General features: G+C 67.6%; 10 protein-coding genes and 1 pseudogene. 6 read left to right on the top strand and 5 right to left on the bottom strand.

Annotated elements, in window-relative coordinates; all coding sequences use genetic code 11:
• Positions 1 to 12 precede the first annotated feature (12 nt).
• The 4 genes and pseudogenes from AC5Y46_RS02385 to AC5Y46_RS02400 form a co-directional block, all read left to right on the top strand.
• Positions 13 to 6297 (top strand): SDR family NAD(P)-dependent oxidoreductase, encoded by a 6285-nt coding sequence (locus tag AC5Y46_RS02385; RefSeq protein ID WP_499989947.1) that lies wholly within the window; start codon positions 13 to 15, stop codon positions 6295 to 6297.
• A gap of 3 nt (positions 6298 to 6300) precedes the next feature.
• On the top strand, positions 6301 to 12633 hold the full coding sequence (locus AC5Y46_RS02390; RefSeq protein ID WP_499989948.1) for an SDR family NAD(P)-dependent oxidoreductase: 6333 nt from the start codon (positions 6301 to 6303) through the stop codon (positions 12631 to 12633).
• Entirely contained in the window at positions 12633 to 15647 is a 3015-nt protein-coding gene (locus tag AC5Y46_RS02395) for a type I polyketide synthase (RefSeq protein WP_499989949.1), read from the top strand. The genes AC5Y46_RS02390 and AC5Y46_RS02395 overlap by 1 nt, the downstream gene beginning before the upstream one ends.
• Positions 15648 to 15790: 143 nt before the next feature.
• Positions 15791 to 16855 (top strand): annotated as a pseudogene (locus tag AC5Y46_RS02400) (type III polyketide synthase); the annotation flags it as partial.
• On the opposite strand, the gene AC5Y46_RS02405 reads toward AC5Y46_RS02400, so the two are convergent.
• The gene (locus AC5Y46_RS02405) at positions 16838 to 18121 is read right to left on the bottom strand and encodes a cytochrome P450 (protein ID WP_499989978.1); all 1284 of its coding nucleotides are present in this window, start codon (positions 18119 to 18121) and stop codon (positions 16838 to 16840) included. The pseudogene AC5Y46_RS02400 and the gene AC5Y46_RS02405 overlap by 18 nt on opposite strands.
• Before the next feature lie 5 nt (positions 18122 to 18126).
• Positions 18127 to 19899 carry an ABC-F family ATP-binding cassette domain-containing protein gene (locus AC5Y46_RS02410; protein ID WP_499989950.1) on the bottom strand — a complete coding sequence of 591 codons (1773 nt, stop codon included), beginning with the start codon at positions 19897 to 19899 and terminating at the stop codon, positions 18127 to 18129.
• Between the two features lie 210 nt (positions 19900 to 20109).
• On the opposite strand from AC5Y46_RS02410, the gene AC5Y46_RS02415 reads away from it, so the two are divergent.
• Both AC5Y46_RS02415 and AC5Y46_RS02420 read left to right on the top strand, forming a co-directional pair.
• The gene (locus AC5Y46_RS02415; protein WP_499989951.1) at positions 20110 to 23151 is read left to right on the top strand and encodes an acyl-CoA synthetase; all 3042 of its coding nucleotides are present in this window, start codon (positions 20110 to 20112) and stop codon (positions 23149 to 23151) included.
• Positions 23144 to 23362, top strand: a complete 219-nt coding sequence (locus AC5Y46_RS02420; RefSeq protein WP_499989952.1) for a Trm112 family protein — start codon at positions 23144 to 23146, stop codon at positions 23360 to 23362. The genes AC5Y46_RS02415 and AC5Y46_RS02420 overlap by 8 nt, the downstream gene beginning before the upstream one ends.
• On the opposite strand, the gene AC5Y46_RS02425 is transcribed toward AC5Y46_RS02420, so the two are convergent.
• From AC5Y46_RS02425 to AC5Y46_RS02435, 3 genes are read right to left on the bottom strand one after another with little or no spacing between them, the layout of a single operon-like run.
• Entirely contained in the window at positions 23328 to 23948 is a 621-nt protein-coding gene (locus AC5Y46_RS02425; RefSeq protein WP_499989953.1) for a TetR/AcrR family transcriptional regulator, read from the bottom strand. The two genes, AC5Y46_RS02420 and AC5Y46_RS02425, sit on opposite strands and share 35 nt — an antisense overlap.
• Position 23949: 1 nt before the next feature.
• A complete protein-coding gene (locus AC5Y46_RS02430) occupies positions 23950 to 24774 on the bottom strand; it encodes an ABC transporter permease (RefSeq protein ID WP_499989954.1) in 825 nt (274 codons plus the stop codon).
• Positions 24702 to 25466: an ABC transporter ATP-binding protein gene (locus tag AC5Y46_RS02435; RefSeq protein ID WP_499989955.1), complete on the bottom strand. Its 765-nt coding sequence runs from the start codon at positions 25464 to 25466 to the stop codon at positions 24702 to 24704. The genes AC5Y46_RS02430 and AC5Y46_RS02435 overlap by 73 nt, the downstream gene beginning before the upstream one ends.
• Between the last annotated feature and the right edge of the window lie 207 nt (positions 25467 to 25673).

Below are 25673 nucleotides of genomic sequence, written 5' to 3' on the forward strand. Positions count from 1 at the left end.
TTTTCGTGTGGCATGACCAGCACCCAAGACGAGCTCATCCAGGCCCTGCGGAGATCTCTCAAAGAAAACGAGCGCCTCAAGCGGGAAAACCGCGACTATCTGACGCAAAGCACTGAATCAATTGCGTTGGTGGGCATGGGTTGCCGGTATCCCGGCGGGGTGGATTCGCCCGAGGCGCTGTGGCAGATGGTGGCCGACGGCCGCGACGTGGTCTCGGAGTTTCCGACGGATCGCGGCTGGGACCGCGCGTCGCTGTTCGATCCTGATCCCGACGCGGTCGGTAAGTCCTACACCCGTGCCGGGGGTTTCCTCGGCGACGTCGCCGGATTCGACGCCGAGTTCTTCGGGATCGCGCCCAGCGAGGTGCTCGCGATGGATCCACAGCAGCGTCTGCTGTTGGAGGTGTCCTGGGAAGCGTTGGAGCGAGCCGGAATCGACCCGCTCACGTTGCGGGGTTCGCCGACCGGCGTGTTCGTCGGCATCTTCCATGGTTCCTACGGCGGCCAGGGCCGGGTGCCCGGCGACCTGGAACGCTATGGGTTGCGTGGTTCGACGTTGAGCGTGGCGTCGGGCCGGGTGGCGTATGTGCTGGGGTTGGAAGGCCCTGCAGTGTCGGTGGATACGGCGTGCTCGTCGTCGCTGGTGGCGCTGCACCTGGCTGTGCAGTCGCTGCGGTCCCGGGAGTGCGACCTGGCCCTGGTGGGTGGGGTGACGGTGATGGCCACGCCCGCGATGTTCGTCGAATTCAGCCGGCAGCGGGCACTTTCGGTTGACGGCCGGTGCAAGGCGTACGCCGCCGCCGCCGACGGCACCGCTTTCGCCGAGGGTGCCGGTGCGCTGGTCGTGGAACGGTTGGCAGATGCGCAGCGATTGGGTCATCAGGTCCTGGCGCTGGTGCGGGGTTCGGCGGTCAACCAGGACGGAGCGTCCAATGGCCTGGCCACCCCGAACGGACCGTCCCAGCAGCGGGTGATCCGCGCGGCATTGGCGAGCGCGCGGTTGGGCGCCGCCGACGTCGACGTGGTCGAAGGGCACGGGACGGGAACCACCCTGGGAGATCCCATTGAGGCACAAGCGATCCTGGCGACATACGGTCAGGGGCGCACCGAGCCTCTGTGGCTCGGCTCGATCAAGTCCAACATGGGCCACACGTCGGCCGCGGCCGGCGTGGCCGGGGTGATGAAGATGACGTTGGCGATGCGGCACGGCGTCATGCCCAAGACGTTGCATGTGGATGCGCCCACGCCGCAGGTGGATTGGTCTGCCGGTGCGGTGTCGCTGTTGACCGAGGCGCAGGCGTGGCCACGCTCTGGACGGCCACGTCGTGCTGCGGTGTCGTCGTTCGGGATCAGCGGGACCAACGCGCACGTGATTCTGGAGGAGACGCCTGCGGTCGAAATCGCTGTGCGCGAAGGGGTTGAGGGTGCAGCGCCGTGGGTGGTGTCGGCGCGCTCGCCCACCGCGCTGCGCAACCAGGTGCGACGGTTGTCGGCCTGGGTCAGCGCCGACGACGCCCTGAGTGCGCCCGATGTCGGCTTGTCGCTGGTTGGCACACGGTCGCTGTTCGAACATCGCGCGGTCCTGGTGGGCACCGATCGTCAGCAGTTGCTGGCCGAACTCGCGGGATTGGCTGCCGGCGAGCAGGGTTCCGGCGCGGTGGTCGGCCGGGCACGCACGATGATGGGCAAGACGGTGTTCGTGTTCCCCGGGCAAGGCTCGCAGTGGGCCGGCATGGGCGCCGAATTGCTGGGTAGTGCACCGGTTTTCGCCGAGCAGATGCAGCGTTGTGACGAGGCGCTGCGCGTACATGTCGACTGGTCGGTGATCGACGTTCTCCGTTGCGCCCCCGACGCCCCGCGTCTGGACCGGGTGGACGTGGTACAGCCGGCGCTGTGGGCGGTCATGGTGTCCTTGGCTGAGTTGTGGCGTTCGATGGGCGTCACACCCGATGCGGTGATCGGACATTCGCAGGGTGAGATCGCGGCTGCCTGCGTGGCCGAGGCGCTGTCGTTGCAGGATGCGGCGCGTGTGGTGGCGCGACGCAGTCGGCTGCTGACCCAGCTGTCCGGGACGGGCGGCATGGCTTCGCTGGCCGTCGGACCGTCCGAAGCCAAGAGGCTGGTGGCGCCGTGGGGCGGGCGCTTGAGTATCGCTGCCGTGAACGGTGTTTCGGCGGTGGCCGTGTCCGGCGAAGTGGACGCCGTCGCCGAATTGGTGCGGCAATGTGACGCCGACGGCCTGCGCGCCCGCCGGATCGATGTCGACTACGCCTCCCACTGCGCCCACATCGATGCGATCCGCACCCCGCTCCTCGAGGCGCTCACAGGTATCGAGCCGCAATCGTCCTCCGTGACGTTATTCTCCACGCTGACCGGGCACGTCATCGACACCGCCGAACTCACCCCGGACTACTGGTACGAAAGCCTGCGTCGCACAGTGCAATTCGAAAGCGCGGTGAGCGCGGCATCGGAAATGGGCTACCAGGTGTTCATTGAATCCAGCCCCCACCCGGTGCTGACCGCAGCTGTCGAAGACACGCTGGCCGTGCGCAATCCCGCCTCCCAACCGGTAATCGTACCCACTTTGGGTCGCGACGACGGCGGGCTGCGACGGTTCTGGCTTTCGGCGGCCCAGGCCCACGTGGCCGGCGTGACCGTGGATTGGCGGCCTGCGTTCCGCGGCGCCGAGCAGGTGGCGTTGCCGACGTACGGCTTTGCGCGGCGGCGGTTTTGGCTCGCCGAGTCGACGGCCCGGGATATACGCCGGGACGGGCTGCAGGGCGCCGAGCACGCGCTGCTCGGCGCGGTCGTGGAGCGGCCCGACTCCGGCGGCGTGGTGTTGACGGGCCAATTGTCCGCGGCCGCACAGCCCTGGCTCACCGACCACGCGGTCAACGGCACCGTGCTGTTTCCGGGCGCCGGATTCGTCGAACTCGCCATCCGGGCCGGAGATCAAGTCGGACTCCCGGTGCTCGACGAGCTGACCCTGTCGACCCCGCTGCCGTTGCCTGACGACGCCGCGGTGCGGATACAGGTAGTGGCCGGTGCCGCAGACGAGTCTGATCGACGTACAATCTCGATCTATTCCGCTGCCGCTCAACCGGATTCGGGATGGGTTCTTCATGCCCAAGGGATGCTGAGCGGAGGTGCGCTGACTCCGCAGACCCACATGTCGTCGTGGCCCCCGCCGAACGCCGAGCCGATCGAGTTGGCCGACGCCTACGCTCGGCTGGCCGCGCGGGGATACGACTATGGGCCGGCGTTTCAGGGTCTGCAGGCGGTGTGGCAGTCCGGCGGCGACCTCTATGCCGAAGTCGTGCTGGCCGAAGACGCCGGTCTGACCGCAACGGGTTTCGGTATGCATCCTGCGCTGCTGGACGGCGCGCTACACGCTTTGGGTGTTTGCGGTCCGCAGACCGACACGGTGTTGCCGTTCGCCTGGCAGGGTGTGTCGCTGCATGCCGCGGGCGCCACCCGGTTGCGGGTCCGGATCAGCCCCGCCGGCACCCACGCGGTCCGGGTGGAGCTGGCCGACCCGACCGGGTTGCCCGTACTGACCGTGCGCAGCCTCACTTTCCGTCCCGTCTCCGCGCAGTCGTCGGTTGTGCGTGACGACGCCGGACTGTTCGAGGTCGACTGGTCGCCGGTCGCGCTTGCCGACGGCGGCGACACTCCGGTCACGCTGTGGCAGCCGCCATCTGGGGATGCCGACGACCCGTCGGCGGTTTATGCCGCTACTCACGCGGCCCTGGCGACGCTGCAGAACTGGTTGGCCGGTGACGAGCCAGGGTTGCTGGTCGTGCTGACGCGCGGCGCGGTGGCGTTGGACGACGAGGCGGTCTCGGATCTGCCCGGCGCGGCGGTGTGGGGATTGGTGCGTTCGGCCCAGGCCGAACACCCGGGCCGGGTGCTGCTCCTTGATTCCGACGGATCCGTCGATGTCGGCAAGGTAATCGGTTGCGGGGAGACGCAACTGATCGTGCGGCGTGGGGTGGCCTATCGGGCCCGGCTGAAGCCCCTGAGTCCGAGACTCACACTGCCCGAGGCCGATGACGGATGGCGTCTGGTCACCGACGGTTCGGGGACGCTGGAGGGCGTCCAGGTAGGTTCCTGTGCGCGATCCGCCCTTGCTCTCGGGCAGCTGCGCGTCGCGGTGGCCGCGGTAGGGGTGAACTTCCGAGATGTGTTGGTGGCGTTAGGGATGTACCCGGGCGGCGGCGAGTTGGGCGTCGAGGGCGCCGGGGTCGTCGTCGAAGTGGGGCCGGGGGTTTCCGATGTCGCCGTCGGCGACGCCGTGATGGGACTGCTGGGAGTTGTCGGACCCGAAGCGGTGGTCGATCGCCGGCTGGTCACAGCGCTGCCGGCGGGCTGGTCGCTGGAGTCGGCCGCGGGTGTGCCCGTGGTGTTCCTGACCGCCTGGTACGGACTGAAGGTGTTGGGTGCAGCCCGAGTCGGCGAGCGGGTGTTGATACACGCCGCCACCGGAGGAGTCGGCATGGCGGCGGTGCAGCTGGCCCGGCATTGGGGGCTGGAGGTGTTCGCCACCGCGAGCCGAGGCAAATGGGACACGCTGCGCGCGATGGGTTTTGACGACGACCACATCGGCGATTCCCGAAGCCGGGACTTCGAGCACAAGTTTCGGGTCACCGCAGGCGACGCCGGCGTCGATCTGGTGCTGAACTCCCTGACCGGTGAATTCGTCGACGCCTCGCTGCGACTGTTGGCGCCGGGCGGACGATTCATCGAGATGGGCAAGACCGACCTTCGCGACGCGAACGCACTCACCGGGCACGGAATCCGGTACCGGGCATTCGACTTGATCGAGGCGGGACCCGATCACACCGCACAGATGCTCAGCGAACTGACCGGCTTGTTCCGGACCGGCAGCCTGGCGCCGTTGCCGGTCAAGACCTTCGACGTGCGCTCTGTGCGGCAGGCGTATCGGTTCGTCAGCCAAGCCCGTCATACCGGCAAGGTGGTGTTGACTCTTCCAGGCGCCACCGCCGCCGCGATCTCGGCCGGCACCGTCCTGATCACCGGCGGTACCGGGATGGCCGGTGCTGCGCTGGCCCGACACCTGGTGTCCCACTACCGGGTCCCGCACGTGCTGCTCGTCAGCCGCTCATGCACGCACGGCACTTCGGAGTTGGTGCGCGAGCTGGAGGCGGGCGCGGCGCGGGTGTCGGTGGTCGCCGCTGACGTGGCCGATCGCGACGCCGTTGCCGCGCTGCTGGAACAGATACCGGAGGAGTTTCCACTCCGGGCAGTCATCCATGCCGCCGGAATCCTCGACGACGGGTTGATCGCATCGTTGACGCCGGAGCGGGTGGACGCGGTGCTGCGCGCCAAAGTCGACGGAGCATGGAACCTGCACAACTTGACCCGTGATCTCGAACCGGCTGTCTTCGTGGTGTTTTCCTCGCTGGCCGGCTTGCTGGGCACCCCCGGCCAGGGCAATTACGCGGCGGCCAACAGCTTCCTCGACGCGTTGGTGGCACACCGGCGCACCCAGGGATTGCCTGGCCTGTCCCTGGCGTGGGGACTGTGGGAGCAGGCCAGCGCGATGACGCGGCATCTCGACGATCGCGACAAGGCCCGGATGGGTCGGGTGGGATTGGCGACGCTGTCCACTCGGCAGGCACTCGCCTTGTTCGATGCCGCGATCGCCGCAGGCCCGGGAGTGGTGGCGGCCACCCGCCTCGATGCCGCCGCACTGGCCGATGATGCCCCGCTGCTGCTGCAAGAACTGATGCGCCGCCCCATTCGAAGGGTCGTCGATACTGCCCAAACCGATTCTCCGGCAACAGGCTTGGCTACGCGACTACGTCGCCTCGACGCTGAGCAGCGCTATCGCGAACTGGTCGACGTGGTGTGCAGCAATGCCGCCACCGTCCTGGGTCGTTCGAGTACCGCTGACATCAACGCTCAGCGCGCATTTCAGGAGCTGGGGTTCGACTCGCTCACCGCCGTCGAATTGCGCAACCGGCTCAAAACCGCTACCGGACTTACTCTTTCGCCCACGCTGATCTTCGACTATCCGAGTCCCAGCGCCCTCGCCGAGCACCTCGGCGTCCGGCTGGCGACCCCGACTGAACAGGCCGACCCACTGGCGCGCTTCCACGACATCACCCGTGAACTGGACGCTCTGGTGGACCGGGCAGACTGGACCCCGCAGGAAAGAACCCAGCTGTCCCACCGACTGCAGGCCATCCTGGCCAACTTGACCACCGACGACGACCTGGCCGCCGCCAGCGATGACGAACTGTTCGCCATCCTCGACGAAGAACTCGGGTCCTAGAGCATGGATCAGGGTACGGAGGGCACCGCCAAGCACGTCGATTACCTGAAGCGGCTCACCGCGGATCTGCGGCGAACCCGGCGACGGTTGTCCGAACTCGAAGGCAAGCTGAGCGAGCCGGTTGCCGTGGTGGGCATGGCGTGCCGGTATTCCGGTGGCGTCGATTCGCCGGAAGCGTTGTGGAACATGCTGATGGCCGGCCGCGACGGCGTCTCCGACTTCCCCATTGACCGCGGCTGGGATATCGACGGCATGTACGACCCGGATCCGGACCAGCCCGGTAAGACCTACACCCGCCGCGGTAGCTTCCTGCAAAATGCGGGCGACTTCGACGCCGGCTTCTTCGGGATCGGACCCAACGAGGCGCTCGCGATGGACCCACAGCAGCGGGTGATGCTGGAGTTGTCCTGGGAAGCGTTGGAACGCAGCGGGATTGATCCGACCACCCTGCGCGGCACCCCGACAGGCGTATTCGCCGGGGTGATCCACGCCGGCTACGGCGGCGAAGTCAAGGGAGACCTGGAAGGTTACGGACTGACCGGGTCGACGTTGAGCGTGACGTCGGGACGGGTCGCCTATGTGCTGGGCCTCGAGGGGCCCGCGGTGTCGGTGGACACCGCATGTTCCTCGTCCTTGGTGGCGCTGCATCTGGCGGTCCAGTCACTGCGTTCGGGGGAGTGCGATCTGGCGTTGGTGGGGGGCGTGACGGTGATGGCCACCCCGGCGGCGTTCGTCGAGTTCAGCCGGCAGCGGGCATTGGCCGCCGATGGCCGGTGCAAGGCGTACGCGGGCGCAGCCGACGGCACGTCCTGGTCGGAGGGTGCCGGCGTGCTCGTCGTCGAGCGGTTGGCCGACGCGCAGCGCTCAGGCCGCCCGGTGCTGGCGGTGGTGCGGGGTTCGGCCGTCAACCAAGACGGCGCGTCCAACGGTCTGACCGCGCCGAACGGTCCGGCGCAGCAGCGCGTAATCCGGTCGGCGCTGGCCAGCGCGGGTCTCGGCACGGCGGACGTGGACATCGTCGAAGGGCACGGGACGGGCACCAGATTGGGCGATCCCATTGAGGCGCAGGCGATTCTGGCGACCTACGGGCAGGACCGCGCCGAGCCGCTCTGGCTGGGCTCGATCAAATCCAACATCGGCCACACCTCGGCGGCCGCAGGGGTGGCGGGGTTGATCAAGATGGTGCTGGCCATGCAGCACCAGGTGATGCCCAAGACGTTGCACGTGGATATGCCGACGCCGCACGTGGATTGGTCGGCTGGTGCGGTGTCGCTGCTCACCGACACCAGGCCCTGGCCGTCGCCGGGACGGCCGCGCCGGGCCGGTGTCTCGTCGTTCGGCATCAGCGGCACCAACGCGCACGTGATCCTCGAAGAACCAGGGACCGCCGAAAGCCCGGTCGCACCACAGTTCAGCGGAGCAGTTCCGTGGGTGTTGTCGGCGCGTTCCGCCGACGCCCTGGCCAACCAGGCTCGGCGCCTGCTGGCGCACGCCGGCGCCGACGCCGATGTGCGAGCGCTGGATGTCGGCTGGTCGTTGGCCAGCACCCGAGCGGTCTTCGAGCATCGCGCCGTGGTGGTCGGCGCCGATCGCGCCGAGCTGATGGACGGACTAGGACGGGTCGAGGCCGGCGAGCCGGCCGCTGGTGTCGCGGTGGGCCGCGCGCACACGGTGGGCAAGACGGTCTTCATGTTTCCCGGTCAGGGCGCCCAGTATCTGGACATGGGCCGTGCGCTGCACGAGCGATTCCCGTTGTTCGCCAAGCGGTTTGACGAAGTTGCCCGCGTATTGGATGAGCACCTCAGAGTGCCGCTGCGGCAGGTGATTTGGGGAACGGATGCGGCGTTGCTGGAAAGCACGGAGTTCGCGCAACCGGCCTTGTTCGCCGTCGAGGTCGCGTTGGCGGCCCTGTTGCAGTCGTGGGGGGTGGTCCCCGACCTGGTGCTGGGCCACTCGGTAGGAGAGATCGCCGCCGCGCAGGTGGCCGGTGTGCTGACGCTGCCGGACGCGGCCCGCCTGGTGGTGGCCCGGGGTCGGCTGATGGCTGAATTGCCGGCCGGCGGGTCGATGGTGGCCGTGGCCGTCGGCGAGGACGAAGCCGCGCCGCTGCTCGGCGACGGTGTCAGCATCGCCGCGGTCAATGCGCCTGACTCCGTGGTGCTTTCAGGTGAGCGGGCGGCGGTCGCCGCGGTGGTCGAGCGGCTGCCCGGCCGGCGGACGCACCGGCTGGCGGTCTCCCACGCGTTTCACTCGTCGTCGATGGAGCCCATGATCGCGGAGTTCTCGGCGCTGCTGGCCGATGTCGGCGTGGCTGCGCCGCGGATCGGGCTGGTGTCGAACGTCACCGGGCGCCTCGCCGACACCGGGTATGGCTCGGCCTCGTACTGGGTGGAGCACGTGCGAAAACCGGTTCGTTTTGCCGACAGTGTGCAACTGGCGCGGTCTCTGGGAGCTGAGATCTTCGTCGAGGCGGGTCCCAGTGGCGGATTGACCGGTCTGGTCGAACAGTGCCTGGGTGAGCACGTGGTTTCTGTCCCCGTGCTGGTCAAAGACCGTCCGGAAGTCTCGTCGTTGTTCACCGCGTTGGGTCGATTGTTCATCGAGGGCGTCGGAGTGAACTGGTCCGAGACGTTTGCGGGCCTGGAACCACAGCGCGTCGAGTTGCCGACGTATGGCTTTGTCCGGCAGCACTTTTGGCTGTCCGACCTCGGGGTCGGTGCCGCCGGTCTGAGCGCGGTGGGACTGGCCGGGCTCGGGCATCCTCTGCTGGGTGCGGCGGTGGCCCGGCCCGACGATGGCGGAGTGGTGCTGACGGGTTCGTTGTCGCCCGGCGTGCAGCGGTGGCTGGCCGATCACGTGGTGAGCGGTATGACGTTGTTCCCGGGCGCGGGATTCGTCGAACTGGTGCTGCGGGCCGGCGACGAGGTCGGTGCGCAGGTGATCGAGGAGCTGACGTTGTTGGCCCCCTTGGGATTACCTCCCGGAGGGGTGCGGATCCAGGTGGTCGTCGGCGCCGTCGACGACGCCGGGCGCCGGAATGTGTCGGTGTACTCGGCTGCGGCCGAATCCGATTCGTGGCTGTTGCATGCCGAGGGCGTGCTGGGTCCGGGTGGCATTGGCGGGGGAGCGGACCTCTCGGCGTGGCCGCCGGTCGGCGCCACGGCGGTGGACATATCCGACGTGTACGAGCGACTGACCGAACGCGGCTACGGCTACGGTCCGACATTCCGGGGTCTGCGCAAGGTATGGCGGCGCGGCCGGGAGGCGTTCGCCGAGGTGGTCGCTCCCAGGGGTCTGAGCCTGGGCGGCTTCGCGCTCCATCCGGCGATGCTGGACGCGGCATTACACGCCTGGGGAGTGGTCGAAGGTGACCAGCAATTAGCGTTGCCGTTCTCCTGGCAGGGCGTGGCGTTACACGGCGCCGGGGCCTCCCGGCTGCGGGTCCGGATAGCGCCGACCGGTGCGGGATCGGTTTCGGTGGAAATGGCGGATTCTTCGGGGTTGCCGGTGTTGTCGGTGCGGGAACTGATCGTGCGCCCGATTTCCGCGCAGGCATTGTCGGCGGCGATCTCGGCGGGCCTGCCCGCCGGTGCTGACTTATTGGACGTCGCATGGACACCGCTGGAGCGCGACGTCGTCGATGCCGACAGTGATCTGACGATCTGGGAGCTGGATTCGGACACCGTGCCCACGGCCACTCATCGGGCGCTGGAGGTGTTGCAGGCGCATCTGGGTAGCGACGGGTCTGGTCTCCTCGCTGTGCTCACCCGTGGCGCGGTGGGACTGCCGAATGAGGCCGTGTCGGATCTGGCCGGTGCGGCGGTCTGGGGGCTGGTGCGAGCGGCGCAGGCCGAGCATCCGGGCCGAGTGGTGCTGGTCGATACCGACGACTCGGTGGCGGTCGCAGACGCGGTGCGTTGCGCAGAGCCACAACTGGCCGTGCGGTCGGGTGCGGTGTACGGGGCCCGGCTGGCGCGGGTCGGGTCATCATCCGTACTGGAGCTGCCAAATGGGTTGTGGCGGTTGGCTATCGGTACCGCGGACACACTGGACGACGTGACCGCCCGTCCCACCGAGCGAGTGGAGTTGAGGCCCGGGCAGCTGCGCATCGCCGTGGCCGCGGTGGGCGTGAACTTCCGGGATGTGCTGGTGGCGTTGGGCATGTACCCCGGTGGCGGAGAGCTCGGCGCCGAGGGTGCCGGGGTGGTCGTCGAGGTGGGACCCGGGGTGACCGGGTTCTCGCCGGGCGACCAGGTCATGGGCCTGTTGGGTGTGGTCGCTTCCGAAGCGGTCGTGGACCAGCGCATGGTGACCGCGGTACCTCCCGACTGGTCGTTGGACAGGGCAGCAAGCGTTCCGGTGGTGTTCATGACGGCCATGTACGGACTGTCGCTGCTTGCCGGGCTGAAAAGCGGCGACCGGGTGCTGGTGCATGCCGCCACCGGCGGGGTGGGCATGGCGGCGGTCCAGTTGGCGCGACACTGGGGTTGTGAGGTATTCGCCACCGCCAGCCGCGGCAAGTGGGACACGTTGCGGGCGATGGGTTTTGACGACGAACACATCGCCGACTCCCGCACCCTGGACTTCGAGACACAGTTCACCACGGTCACCGACGGCGCCGGGATCGACGTGGTGCTCAACTCCCTGGCCGGCGAATTCATCGATGCGTCGCTGCGGCTGATGGCCCCCGGCGGGCGGTTCGTCGAGATGGGCAAGACCGACCGACGCACCCCCGAGGCCGTCGCCGAGAAATACCCAGGCATCACCTACCGGGCGTTCGACCTGATGGACGCCGGCCCGGATCACATCGCCGCCATGCTTGCCGAGGTGCTGGCCATGCTGAGGTCCGGTGCCCTGAAGCCGTTGCCGGTCCGGGTTTTCGACGTTCGCAGCGCCCGGCAGGCGTACCGGTTCGTCAGCCAGGCCCGCCACATCGGCAAGGTGGTGCTGAGCCTGCCGTCCGCGCCGGACGGGCCGGTAGGAGCGCAGTCGCCGCTCACGGGTGGCACCGTTGTGATCACCGGCGGCACCGGCATGGCGGGGGCGGCGGTCGCCAGGCATCTGGCCGAGCGCTACGGCGTTGCTCACCTGATGTTGCTCAGTCGCTCCGGGGTGGACGCGGATGGAGTGGGCGAGTTGGTGTCCGAGCTCGACCGGACCGGAGCGCGGGTGACGGTAGCCCGATGCGATGTCTCCGACCGCGACGCGGTGGCCGCACTCCTGGCGCAGATACCCGAGAAATGGCCCCTCAAGGGCGTTTTCCACGCTGCGGGAGTACTCGACGACACGGTCGTCACCTCCCTGACCGCCGACCGCATCGACGCGGTGTTACGGGTCAAGGTCGACGGCGCCCGCAACCTGCACGAGCTGACACGCGACGCGAATTTGGCTGCCTTCGTGATGTTCTCGTCGCTGGCTGGGATCGTGGGGAGCCCGGGTCAGGGAAACTACGCGGCCGCCAACGCCTACCTCGACGGGCTGGCCAGTCAGCGGCGCCAACAAGGACTTCCGGGCTTGTCGATCGCCTGGGGACTGTGGGAGCAGACCAGCGCGATGACCCGTCACCTCGGCGATCGAGACCTGGAACGGATGAGACGAGTCGGGCTGACACCGCTGACCACCGAGCAGGCGCTGCAATTACTCGACGCCGCGCTGCTCACCGATCAGGGGCTCGTCGTCGCGGCGCGGTTGAGCAGCACCGCGGTGACCGCCGAGACCGAACTGCCGCCGCTGTGGCGGGATCTGGTCACCCGCCGGACCCGCCGCGTCGTAGACGCCACCGACAATGCGGCCGCGGCCACCGGTCTCGTCGCGCGGCTGCACACCCTGTCGCCCGAGCAGCGGCAGCGTGAACTCACCGAATTCATCACCGACAACGCCGCAACCGTATTGGGCCACAACAACACCATCGACATCGACGCGCAAAAGGCGTTCCAGGAACTCGGATTCGACTCGCTGACCGCGGTCGAACTGCGCAACCGGCTCAAAACCGCCACCGGACTGACACTTTCGCCGACGCTGATCTTCGACTATCCGACGCCGGCCGCGCTGGCCGAACATCTCGCCGACCGACTGGCCACCAGTGCGCCACCCGTGGCCGAGCAACCCCACCTGTTAGGCCGATTCAACGACATCACCCGCGAACTCGACGCACTCATCCAGCAGCCGGAGTGGACCGAGGAAGAAAAGACGCACGCCAGTGCCCGGCTGCAGGCAATGATCGCCGACCTGACCGCGCCGCACGCCAACGGGCAGAACACTGTTAGCGGCGAGGACATCGGCAACGCCACCGACAGCGAGCTGTTCGCCATCCTCGATGACGAACTGGGCCCCTGATGCGCCCGACGGACATTGCGGTCATCGGGATGGCCTGCCGCTTCGCGGTAGCGGCCAGTACGCGCGATTTCTGGCAACTGATCTGTGACGGACGTGAAGTCACCGAACCCCTCGAGAACGTCGCCGAATTCGACGCGGACTTCTTCAACGTGTCCCCCCGCGAAGCGGCCGCGATGGACCCGCGGCAACGGCTGGCCCTGGAGTTGGCCTGGGAGGTGTTCGAAGATGCGTTCGTCGTGCCGGAAAAGCTGCGGGGCACACCGCTCGGGGTCTATCTCGGAGCGATGAACGACGACTATGCGTTGCTGATGCTGCGCGAGGCCGCCGGCGACGTCGATCACCATGCCTTCGCCGGGCTCAGTCGGGGGATGATCGCCAACCGGCTCTCGTATTTCTACGGTCTGCATGGTCCCAGCTTCACCGTCGACTGTGGCCAGTCGTCCTCCCTGGTAGCAGTGCATCTGGCCTGTGAAAGCCTGCGTAGCGGGGCCACCGAGATGGCCATCGCCGGTGGCATTCACCTCAACGTGGCGCCCGAAACCGCAATGCTGGAAACGAAATTCGGGGCCGTCTCGGCGTCCGGGCACACCTACGCCTTCGACGAACGTGCGGACGGTTACGTGCGGGGTGAAGGTGGAGCGCTGATTCTGCTGAGGCCGTTACGCGCCGCGCTGGATGACGGGAACCGCATCCACGCGGTCATCTCGGGAAGCGCGGTCGGCAACGCGGGCCACGACACCGCGGCGGTGACGGTGCCCTCGTCCCGGGCGCAGGCCGAGGTGATACGTCGTGCCCTGGCCGACGCCGGCCTGAACCCCGACCAGGTCGACTACGTCGAGGCGCACGGTACCGGCACGCAGGTGGGAGATCCGGTCGAGGCCACGGCACTGCACGAGGTGTTCGGTGCGCGCCGGCACCGTCCGGTCGCGGTCGGGTCGGTCAAGACGAATATCGGGCACACCGGCGCCGCCGCCGGAGTGGCGGGCCTGGTCAAGACGGTGCTGTCGATCGAGAACGCCGCTATCCCAGCGAGTCTCAACTTCGTCAAAGCGGGCATGGCACTTCAGGAACTGGGTCTGAAAGTCAACGACACCATGACGCCGTGGGGTGCTGCGCAGCCGCGCCGGGCCGGTGTCTCGTCATTCGGAATGGGCGGTACCAACGCGCACGTCATCGTCGAACAGGCACCGGCAGCGAAAACGGCAGTGAGTGGGTGCGTCGGCGAGGTGACGGTGCCGTGGGTGCTGTCCGCCCGCTCGGCCGAGGCGTTGACGGGTCAGGCTCGCCGATTGGCCGATCGGGCAACGACACTCGACATCGTCGACGCGGGTTGGTCGTTGGCGACCACCCGCGCCGTCTTCGAACATCGCGCGGTGCTGGTCGGCGACCGCGCGGGCCTGACGGCCGGGCTGACGGGTTTGGCCGCCGGTGCGCGCGGTGCCGGAGTGGTGGCCGGACGGGCGCGGTCGTTGAGCAAGACGGTCTTCGTGTTTCCCGGGCAGGGGTCGCAATACCTCGGCATGGGGCACCAGTTGTATCAACGGTTTCCGATCTTCGCCGACGCGTTCGACCGGACGGCCGCCGAGTTGGACCTGCATCTCAGAGTGTCGTTGCGACAGGTGATCTGGGGCGCCGATGCGAAGCTGCTGGAAAGTACCGAGTTCGCGCAGCCCGCTCTGTTCGCCGTGCAGGTGGCCTTGACCGCACTGCTACGGAGTTGGGGTGTGACACCTGACGTTGTGCTGGGGCACTCCGTCGGGGAAATCGCCGCGGCGTACGAAGCCGGGGTGTTGACGTTGCCGGACGCGGCGCGGGTGGTGGCCGTGCGGGGGCAATTGATGGCGGAACTGCCGCGGGACGGAGTGATGGTCGCGGTGGCCGCAGGAGAGGCCGAGACACTGCCGCTGCTCGATGACCGGGTCAGCCTGGCGGCGGTGAATGCGCCGGACTCGGTGGTGCTGTCCGGGCCGGAGGCCGCAGTCAACGCGGTGGTTGATCGGCTGTCGAGGGGTGGACGGCGAGCGCGCCGACTAGCGGTGTCGCACGCGTTTCATTCGGCGCTGATGGAACCCATGCTGGACGACTTCGCGCAACTGCTCGCCGGTGTGGCGGCGCACCGCGCGCGAATGCCGTTGATTTCCAACGTTTCCGGTCACCTCGGCGGTGTTGGATACGGGTCGGTCCAGTACTGGGTCCAGCACGTGCGGGAGCCGGTCCGGTTTGCCGATGGTGTGCAGACGGCGCTGGGTCTGGGTGCCGAAGTCTTCGTCGAGGTGGGTCCGGGCGCCGGACTGACCGCGGACCAGGACGTCTCGGTGGTGACGCTGGTCGAGGATCGCCCCGAAGTCGACGCCGTGCTCACCGGTGTAGGCCGACTGTTCGTCGCCGGGATGAAGGTGAATTGGGCTCCCGTGTTCGACGGCCTCGGCGCCCGCCGGGTGGACCTGCCGACCTATGCGTTTGCACGGCAAAGCTTTTGGCTGGAAGCCGGTGCCGCAGAAACTACGCACGCCCCCGGCACGGAGCGGTTGCGGGACTCGGATGCCGCGGAGCGGCGTCGTGTGCTGGTGGATTTGGTGTGCTTCCACGCGGCCGTCGTGCTGGGCCACGCCGACGGCCGGCGCGTGGATGCCGAGCGCGCCTTCCAGGATCTCGGGTTCACCTCGATGACCGGTGTGGAACTGCGCGATCGCCTCAAATCGGAGCCTCGCCTGGCGGGATTGACGCTAGCCCGCACGCTGATTTTCGACTATCCCACCCCGTCCGCCCTTGCCGGGCACCTGGTCGAACAATTATCGGGCCACGGCGAAGGACAATCCGAGGAAGAAAGCATTTGGGGGCTTTTGCGCAACATTCCCATCGCCGAGCTGCGCCGAACCGGATTGCTCGAAAGGCTGCTACTACTGGCCGGACAACCGGAAAAGGCCAGCACAGCACTCGATGTCGGCGAAGAGGTCATCGACTCGCTCAGTCCCGACGCGTTAATCGCGATGACCCTCGAATCGCAAGAATAAACCGTCGATAAAAGGAAATTCGGGTCCGAAATCGGCCCGGATACGACAGGTGTCGAATAAGCGGAATCTTTGCGACGTCCCGAATTGACCACTAAACTGCACATTCGGGCAACAGATCAGCGGGGGCAACCAATCGAGGCAGGTGCATGAGCGTCATCGCAGGTGTGTACGGGGCATTGCCGCCACACCGATACAGCCAGAGTGAGATCACCGACCTTTTCGTCGGGTTCCCGGGTCTTCAGGAACACGAGGACATCGTGCGGCGTCTGCACAAATCCGCCAAGGTCAACGGTCGCCACTTCGTGCTGCCGCTCGAGCAGTACCCGGCGCTGACCGACTTCGGCGCCGCCAACGAGATCTTCATCGACAAGGCGGTCGATCTCGGCATCGAGGCACTGATGGGCGCCCTCGACGAAGCCGGGCTACAACCGCAGGACATCGACCTGATCGTCACCACGACCGTCACCGGAGTGGCCGTGCCGTCGTTGGATGCCCGGATCGCCGGCCGGCTCGGCCTGCGTCCCGACGTCCGACGGATGCCGCTGTTCGGCCTGGGTTGCGTCGCCGGCGCGGCGGGTGTGGGGCGACTGAACGACTATCTGCGTGGCGCCCCGGACGACGTCGCCGTCCTGATCTCCGTCGAGCTGTGCTCGCTCACCTACCCCGCGGTCAAGCCGACGGTGTCGGGACTGGTGGGTTCGGCGCTGTTCGGCGACGGCGCAGCAGCTGTGGTCGCCGTCGGAGACCGGCGCGCTGAAAAACTGAGTGCCGCCGGCCCGGACATCATCGACTCACGCAGCAGCCTGTACCCCGAATCCCTGCACATCATGGGCTGGGACGTGGGCTCGCACGGTCTGCAGCTGCGGTTGTCACCGGATCTGACCGATCTGATCGAGCAATACCTGGCCTCCGACGTAGACGGCTTCCTTACCGCGCACGGCTTGACCAAGGACGACATCGGTGCCTGGGTGAGCCACCCCGGCGGACCGAAGGTCATCCACGCGATCACCGACAGCCTGCAGTTGGCACCCGAGGCGCTCGAGCTGACGTGGCGCTCGCTCGGCGAAATCGGGAACCTGTCGTCCTCGTCGGTCCTGCACATCCTGCGCGACACCATCGAGAAGCGTCCGCCCACCGGCAGTCCCGGCTTGATGCTGGCGATGGGTCCCGGGTTCTGCGCGGAACTGGTGTTACTGCGCTGGCACTGACTCGTCCACCTGCACCGTCAGACCCGGCCGGGGACTCAGCGCGGCGAAGTTGGCCGCGCGAATGCGCTGAGGTGGCAGTCGAAGTCGGGTCCGGGCCACCAGTCGCGCCAGCATGACTGTCATCTCGGTGACCGCCATGACCGCGCCGATGCACCGGTGCAACCCGCCACTGAACGGAATGAATTCGTGCGGAGCGGGTTTGCGGTAACCAGCTGTTCCGGGGTCCCACCGCTCCGGGCGAAATTCGCGGGGATGAGGCCATGCCGCGGCGTCTCGGTGCGTCACATACGCACTGAACACGATCATCCGCCCGGTCCGGATCCGGTGCCCGTCGAAAGACAGGTCGCGCATCACCCGTCGGGCCGAGATCACCCCCGGTGAGTACAGCCGAAGTGTCTCGTGCACAACGCCGTTGAGGTAGGTCAGCGCAGTGAGATCCGCAGCCGTAGGCGTCCTGCCGCCCAGCACCCGGTCCACTTCTTCGGCGGCAGCGTCCCACGCGCCGGGCAGCGTGAGCAAGGTATAGGCCGCCCATGCCAGTGCGGCGCTGGTGGTTTCGAATCCGGCGGTGATCATCGACACGATCTGATCGCGAATCTCGTTGTCGCTCAGGGTTGCACCTTCGTCGGAGCGACCGTTGAGCAAGATGGTCAGCAGGTGGTCGTCGGGTCTGGGATTGGCCCGCGCATCGGCGATCTCACTGTCCATCAGGTCGTCGATGCGCTTGCGGGCGGTCATCGCTGCCCGCCAGCCCCGGGAGTTGAACCGCCGCTGCAGGCGCATCACCTGCGGCGGCCGGTGAGTGAGGTCGAGCAGGGGTTGCAGTTGCTCGCCCAGGAAGTCCGAATGCGCGGCCATGCGCGAACCGAACAGACTCTCAGCGGTGCTGCGCCGCACAACCGAGCGGAACTCGGCATAGATGTCCAGCCGCTGGCCGGCCCGCCAGCCGTCGATCGCGCTGTCCACGGTGGACACCATGGTCTGCACGTAGTCCTGAATCTGCCGGTGCCGCAGACCGGGTGCGACCACACTGCGCCGCCGGCGATGGTCCGCACCGTCACTGACGATCAGCGCGGTCGGGCCGTCGACGGGCGCCAGATTCTCGAACGTCTCGCGCCAGTTGAACGCGTCGGCGTTGGCGAAGACGAACTTGTTCGCCTCGGGGCCCAACAGATATACGAACCCGTGCCGCCCGATGCCGGCGTTGGTCACCGGACCATGACGCTTGTACAGCGCGAGCAGCGCTTCGCCGGGCGGATACGAAATCGGCTTCATTCGAGTGTTTCCGACAATTCGAGCCATTGCCCCTCCAACGCGACGACGTCGTCTTCCAGCGTGCGCAACTGCTGGGTCAGCGCCGTGATGCCGACGTGGTCGGATTGGTCGTGCTCGGCGAGTTCGGTGTGCTTGGCGGTGATCCGCTCGGTCAGGCGCGCGAGTTGACGGTCGATGGAGGCCAACTCCTTCTCGGCGGCGCGCCGCTGCGCACCCGACATCGCCTGCGCCGTTTGCGCCGGTGCGTCTGCGCCGGTCCTGGCCGTGGTGCGGGTGGCGAGCTCGAGATATTCGTCGATGCCGCCGGGTAGATGCCGCAACCGGCCGTCCAGGATCGCGTACTGCTGGTCGGTGACGCGTTCGAGCAGGTAACGGTCGTGGGATACCACGATCAAGGTGCCCGCCCAGGAGTCGAGCAGGTCTTCGGTGGCGGTCAACATGTCGGTGTCTACGTCGTTGGTGGGTTCGTCGAGTAGCAGCACATTCGGCTCGGCCAGCAGGGTGAGCATGAGCTGCAGACGCCGTCGCTGACCACCGGACAGCTCACCGACACGCGCCGACAGCTGTCCGCGGCCGAAGCCCAGCCGCTCCAGCAACTGGGTGGGCGTCATCTCCCGGCCCTCCACCTCATAACCGGTCTGCAGGCGGCCCAGTACGTCGGTGATTCGCTCGGCGGCGAGAGCTTTCAGCTCGTCCCCACGCTGATCCAGCACCGCCAACTGCACCGTCTTGCCGCGCTTGACCCGCCCGCTGTCCGGCTGGACCGTACCGGCGATCAAGCCCAGCAGCGTCGACTTTCCGGCACCGTTTGCTCCGACGATGCCGGTGCGTTCCCCGGGCGCGATGCGCCACTCGACGTCGCGCAACACCGCGCGACCCTGGTAGGAGACCGATACGTCGAGAAGATCGACGACGTCCTTGCCCAGCCGGGAGGTGGCCAGTTTGGCCAACTCGACGGGGTTGCGCAGCGGCGGGACGTCCGCGATCAGCTGATTGGCGGCCTCGATCCGGAATTTGGGCTTGGAGGTGCGCGCGGGGGGCCCGCGGCGCAACCACGCCAATTCCTTGCGCATCAGGTTCTGCCGTTTGGCTTCTGCCGCGGCGGCGATCCGGTCCCGTTCGACCCGTTGCAGCACATACGCGGCGTATCCGCCTTCGAACGGTTCGACGACGCCGTCGTGCACTTCCCAGGTTGTGGTGGCGACTTCGTCCAGAAACCAGCGGTCGTGGGTGACCAGCAACAGTCCGCCGCTGTTGCGTGCCCAGCGCTGACGCAGATGGCGCGCCAGCCAGGTGATGCCCTCGATGTCGAGATGGTTGGTGGGTTCGTCGAGGGCGATCACATCCCATTCGCCGATCAGCAATTGGGCCAGTTGCACCCGTCGCCGCTGACCGCCGCTGAGGGTCGAAATCGTTGTGTCCCAATCGATGTCGGATACGAGTCCGTCGACCACATCGCGGATGCGGGCGTCGCCGGCCCATTGGTGTTCGGGTTGGTCGCCGACGAGCGTCGCGGCGACGGTGCTGCCTGCGTCCAGGGTGTCGGCCTGGCTGAGCGCGCTGACTCGCAGCCCGCTCCGGTGGGTGACCCGGCCGGAGTCCGGCCGGACCGAGCCGGTGAGCAGGCCCAGCAAGCTGGACTTACCGTCCCCGTTTCGGCCCACGATGCCGATGCGGGCGCCGTCATTCACGCCGAGCGTGACCGAATCAAAGATCACCTGGGTCGGATATGCCAGGTGCACGGCCTCGGCTCCGAGCAGGTGTGCCACTTTGACGACGGTAGTAGGTGCGGCCGGGGGTGGGCATGCGCGGACCGTGTGCGTGACAGCGGCCGCCACGATCATCCCGACCCCCGGCCCGCACTCTGCGCCGCGCGGTCGCCAAAAGGCGCGACAGACAACGCATCTCGTCCCGCCGTGACAGACCGCTGCCTGGTGGGTGACCGAAAACCCAGTGACCCAGACCACACTTCGGCAGCGATGTGCCATGATGTCCACGCTGGTCAAGGCCAACTCAGCGAGCAGTCAGGAGCAGCGGTGGATCTCAATTTGTCGATGGTGACCAGGCCGGTCGAGCGGTTGGTGGCCACAGCCCAGAACGGGTTGGAAGTGCTGCGACTGGGGGGCCTGGAAACGGGCAGCGTCCCGTCGCCGTCCCAGACCGTCGAGAGCGTACCCATGTACAAACTCCGGCGGTACTTTCCGCCGGACAACCGGCCGGGACAACCGCAGGTGGGTCCGCCGGTGCTGATGGTGCACCCGATGATGATGTCGGCCGACATGTGGGATGTGACCCGCGAGGACGGTGCGGTGGGAATCCTGCACGCCGGCGGGCTGGACTGCTGGGTCATCGATTTCGGCTCTCCCGACAAGGTCGAAGGCGGCATGCGCCGCAACCTCGCCGACCACATCGTCGCCCTCAGCCAGGCCATCGACACGGTGAAGGACGCCACCGGGCAGGACGTGCACCTGGTCGGGTATTCGCAGGGCGGCATGTGGTGCTACCAGGTCGCGGCGTATCGGCGCTCCAAGAGCCTGGCCAGCATCGTCGCGTTCGGTTCCCCGGTGGACACGCTGGCCGCGCTTCCGATGGGACTGCCGGCGAACCTGGCTCCCGGCATGGCCGATTTCATGGCCGACCACGTATTCAACCGGTTGAACATCCCAAGCTGGATGGCGCGCACCGGTTTTCAGATGATGGATCCGTTGAAGACGGCCAAGGCGCGCGTCGACTTCGTGCGTCAACTGCACGACCGTGAGGCGCTGCTGCCGCGCGAACAGCAGCGCCGATTCCTCGAGCGTGAAGGCTGGATCGCCTGGTCGGGGCCGGCGATCTCGGAGTTGCTCAAGCAGTTCATCGCGCACAACCGGATGATGACCGGCGGTTTCGCCATCAACGGCCAGCTGGTGACGCTCACCGACATCACCGTCCCGGTCCTGGCGTTCGTCGGGGAGGTCGACGACATCGGCCAGCCGGCCTCGGTACGCGGCATCCGCCGGGCCGCACCTAACACCGAGGTCTACGAATGCTTGATCCGGACAGGTCATTTCGGCCTGGTAGTGGGATCCCGGGCGGCTCAACAGAGCTGGCCGACCGTCGTCGAGTGGGTGCGCTGGATCTCCGGCGGCGGCGACAAGCCCGGCAGCATCGGCTTGATGGTCGAGCAGTCCGCCGAGAGCACCGACAGCGGGGTCGCACTCAGCTCCCGGCTCGCACACGGGGTGGGGGAGGTATCCGAGGCGGCGCTGGCGATGGCCCGCGGTGCCGCCGACGCCGTCGTCGCGGCCAACCGATCGATGCGCACCCTGGCCGTCGAGACCGTCCGCACCCTGCCGAGGCTGGCCCGACTCGGGCAACTCAACGACCACACCCGAATCTCGTTGGGCCGCATCATCGAGGAACAGGCCCGAGACGCCCCGCAGGGTGAACTCCTGTTGTTCGACGGCCGCGTGCACACCTACGAGGCGGTCAACCGCCGGATCAACAACGTCGTGCGTGGCCTGATCGAGGTAGGGGTACGGCAGGGCGACCGGGTGGGGTTGCTGATGGAAACCCGGCCCAGCGCGCTGGTCGCCATCGCTGCCCTGTCCCGCCTCGGTGCGGTCGCCGTGATGATGCGCCAGGACGTCGACCTGGCCGCGCAGGTGCGGCTCGGGGGAGTCAGCGAAATCCTGACCGACCCCAGCAACCTCGAGGCCGCCCGGCAGCTGCAGGGCCAGATCCTGGTGCTCGGCGGTGGCGAGTCGCGCGATCTGCACCTACCCGAAGATGCGGACGTGATCGACATGGAGCAGATCGATCCCGACGCCGTGCAGTTGCCGGCCTGGTACCGGCCCAACCCGGGCTTCGCGCGGGACCTGGCGTTCATCGCGTTCAATGCCGCCGGCGGCGAACTCGTCGCCAAGCAGATCACCAACTTCCGGTGGGCTCTGTCGGCGTTCGGAACGGCCTCGACGGCGGCACTGGACCGCAAGGACACCGTCTACTGCCTCACGCCGCTGCATCACGAATCCGCGCTGCTGGTCAGCCTCGGCGGGGCGGTGGTCGGCGGTACCCGCATCGCGTTGTCCCGCGGCATCCGCCCGGATCGGTTCGTCTCCGAGGTCCGTCAGTACGGCGTCACGGTGGTCTCCTACACCTGGGCCATGCTGCGCGACGTGGTCGACGACCCGGAGTTCGCGCTGCACGGAAACCATCCGGTGCGGTTGTTCATCGGGTCCGGTATGCCGACCGGTTTGTGGCGGCGGGTGGAAGATGCGTTCGCTCCCGCTCACGTCGTGGAGTTCTTCGCCACCACCGACGGGCAGGCGGTGCTGGCCAACGTGTCCGGCGCCAAGGTCGGCAGCAAGGGCCGGCCGCTGCCGGGTGCCGGTCGAGTGGAACTGGGCGCCTACGACGCCGAGCAGGATCTGATCCTGGAGAACGACGACGGCTTCGTGCAGGTTGCCGAGACCAACCAGATCGGGGTGCTGTTGGCGCAGTCCCGTGGGCCGATCGATCCGAGCGCTTCGGTCAAGCGCGGGGTCTTCTCTCCCGCCGACACCTGGATCTCCACCGAGTACCTGTTCCGCCGGGACGAGGACGGGGACTTCTGGCTGGCCGGCCGGCGCGGCTCGGTGGTTCGCACGGCGCGCGGCATGGTGTACGCCGAACCGGTCACCGATGCACTCGGGTGCATCAGCGCGGTCGACCTCGCGGTGACCTACGGCGTCCCGGTGGGCGACCGTTATCTGGCGGTGTCCGCGGTGACGCTGCGGCCGGGTGCGACCATCACCGCCGCCGACCTGACCGAGGCAATCGCGGGCATGCCGGTCGGGCTGGGTCCCGACATCGTTCATGTGGTGCCCAAGTTCGAGCTCAGCGCCACCTACCGGCCCACGGTCAGCGCGCTGCGGGCCGCCGGTATCCCCAAGTCCGGTCGCCAGGCCTGGTATCTGGATGCCGGCAGCAACGAGTTCCGCCGACTGACCCCGGCGGCACGCACCGAGATCAGCGGCAAGAAGGTGCCCGCCGATGCTTGACGACACCTTGCTGCAGATCCTGGTGTGCCCGGCCGACCGGGGGCCGCTGCTGCTCGTCGACGACGGCAAAGCGCTCTACAACCCGCGGTTGCGGCGTGCCTACCGCATCGACGACGGCATCCCGGTGCTGCTCGTGGACGAGGCCCGGGACGTCGACGACGACGAACAAGCGCGCTTCACGGCGCAAGGCCTTCCGGAAGATCCCCGGTGAGATAGCGCTGTAGGTTCGGCGCGATGGTCTGCACGATCTGCTCGGTCGGCAGTGACGCGAACGGTTCGACCTTGATGATGTAGCGGGCCATCACGACGCCCATCAATTGCGAGGCGACGAACTGGGTGCGGATCTTGCCCGTTCCGGGCGGATTGTCGACCCGCGCACCCACCGCGCCGCCGACGATTTCCTGCAGGAACGAGCGCGCCAGACCCACGTCGTTGCCCGAGATCAGCGAGCGCAGCGTGGCGATCAACTGCGCGCCCAGCTCCGAATCCCACAGCGGCAACAGCAGCGAGGGCAGCCGCAGCCCCATCTCCTCGATCGGTGCTTCCAGTACCGGCCCGATCACCTGCATCGGGTTGATCGGGATGTGGATGGCGGCGGCGAACAGTTGCTCCTTGGTGCCGAAATAGTGATGCACCAGGGCGGCGTCCACTCCGGCCGCCGCGGCCACCGCCCGAATCGAAGTCTTGTCAATCCCTTTGTCGGCGAACATCTCTCGCGCACAAACCAGGATTCGCTCCCGGGTGTCGGAGTTGCCGGCGGGCCGGCCCGGCCGCTTCTTGCCGGTGGCTGCCGCCACGCTACGGGGTCCTCCGCCGCAAAGTCGCGGCGGCCAGGCACAGGGATGCGACGGCGAAGCCCAGGACGACGACCATGTCACGCACGGTAGTCGTGGTCAGTCCCGGATGCGCACCCACCTGCTGCAGCGCCTCGAGTGCGTAGCTGGCCGGCATGGCGTTGCTGATCCAGTGCAGCCAGTCCGGCATCGCCGCCCGCGGGACGATCACCCCGGCCAGCAACAGCTGCGGCACCATCACCAACGGGATGAACTGCACGGCCTGAAATTCCGTGCGCGCGAAGGCACTGAACAACAATCCGAGCCCGACCCCCAGCATCGCGTTGGCGATCGCGATCGCGAACACCCACGCCGGGCTGCCGGTGGTCTCGAAGCCCAGCAGCCAGAACGAGACCAAGCACGCCACCGTGGCCTGGGCCGCCGCGGCGATGGAGAACGCGGTGCCGTATGCCATCAGCAGGTCGAAGCGGCGCAACGGCGTGGTCAGGATGCGTTCCAGCGTTCCCGACGCGCGCTCGCGTTGCATGGTGATCGACGTGATGATGAACATCACGAACAGCGGGAACAGGCCCAGCAGGATCAGGCAGGCATTGTTGAACGGCGTCGGAGCGCCCGGGCGGTGGGGTGCATTCTGAAACATGAAGTACATCAACGTGATAACCAGAACGGGCACCACCACGATCATGGCGACGCTGCGGTGGTCGGCGGCCAACTGGCGCAGGATCCGCGCCGTGGTCGCGGTGTATCCCTTGAGCCCTAGCCGACCTTCGGTTTCTGCTCGGTGCTGCGCCGGATGATGGACAGAAACGCTTCCTCCAGTGACGTGCATGAAGTTTCCTCTCGTAGTCGGGCCGGGGTGGTGTGCGCGACCAGGTGGCCTTCGCGCATCAACAACAGATCGCCGCAGTGGTCGGCTTCGTCCATCACATGGCTGGACACCAGCAAGGTGGTACCAGTGTCGGCCAGCTCCTGGAATTGCCGCCAAAGATCAACCCGCAGAACCGGATCCAGACCCACGGTGGGTTCGTCGAGCACCAGCAGCTCGGGTCGGCTGACCAGTGCGCACGCCAGTGACACCCGGGTGCGCTGGCCGCCGGAAAGGTTGGTGCAGAACGCCGTTCGGTGATCGGTCAGTCCCACCCGGTCGATGGCCTCGTCGGCGGCGTCCCCGTCGAAGCCGTATAGCGACGCGAGATAGCGGACGTTGTCGACCACCCGCAGGTCCTGATAGATGGTCGGGTCCTGGGGCACGTACCCGACCCGTCGGCGCAGCGCGGCGGACCCGGCCGGCCGGCCGAGCACCGTGACCTTGCCGCCGGCGACGATCTGGCTGCCGACGATGCAGCGGATCAGGGTGGTCTTGCCGCACCCGGATGGACCGAGCAGGCCGGTGATGCTGCCCCGCCCGATCTCGACGGAGAAGTCGTGCAGAGCCGGGCGTTTGCCGCGGATCACGCGGAGATGCTCGATGCTGACCGCGGTGGTCTCCGTCATTAATTCATCGCGTGATGAAGTCATCATGTGATGAATATCCACCCGATGTCCGCTGCTGTCAATAGGGGAGACTTTGGTCGCGGTGACCTGCTGCGCCCAGCTTGGCTGCGCTTGCGATCACCACGGGGCGAATGGGTGGTGACCCGCTGCGCCCAGCTTCGCTGCGCTTGCGATCACCACGGGGCGAATGGGTGGTGACCCGCTGCGCCCAGCTTCGCTGCGCTTGCGATCACC

The sequence above is a fragment of the Mycobacterium sp. NGS59 genome (assembly GCF_059812345.1).

What these genes read in the sequence shown, in the direction of transcription:
- AC5Y46_RS02385 (WP_499989947.1), top strand. Translation starts at nt 13, where the DNA reads ATGACCAGCACCCAAGACGAGCTCATCCAGGCCCTGCGGAGATCTCTC.
- AC5Y46_RS02390 (WP_499989948.1), top strand. Translation starts at nt 6,301, where the DNA reads ATGGATCAGGGTACGGAGGGCACCGCCAAGCACGTCGATTACCTGAAG.
- AC5Y46_RS02395 (WP_499989949.1), top strand. Translation starts at nt 12,633, where the DNA reads ATGCGCCCGACGGACATTGCGGTCATCGGGATGGCCTGCCGCTTCGCG.
- AC5Y46_RS02415 (WP_499989951.1), top strand. Translation starts at nt 20,110, where the DNA reads ATGTGCCATGATGTCCACGCTGGTCAAGGCCAACTCAGCGAGCAGTCA.
- AC5Y46_RS02420 (WP_499989952.1), top strand. Translation starts at nt 23,144, where the DNA reads ATGCTTGACGACACCTTGCTGCAGATCCTGGTGTGCCCGGCCGACCGG.
- AC5Y46_RS02430 (WP_499989954.1), bottom strand. Translation starts at nt 24,774, where the DNA reads ATGCACGTCACTGGAGGAAGCGTTTCTGTCCATCATCCGGCGCAGCAC.
- AC5Y46_RS02435 (WP_499989955.1), bottom strand. Translation starts at nt 25,466, where the DNA reads ATGATGACTTCATCACGCGATGAATTAATGACGGAGACCACCGCGGTC.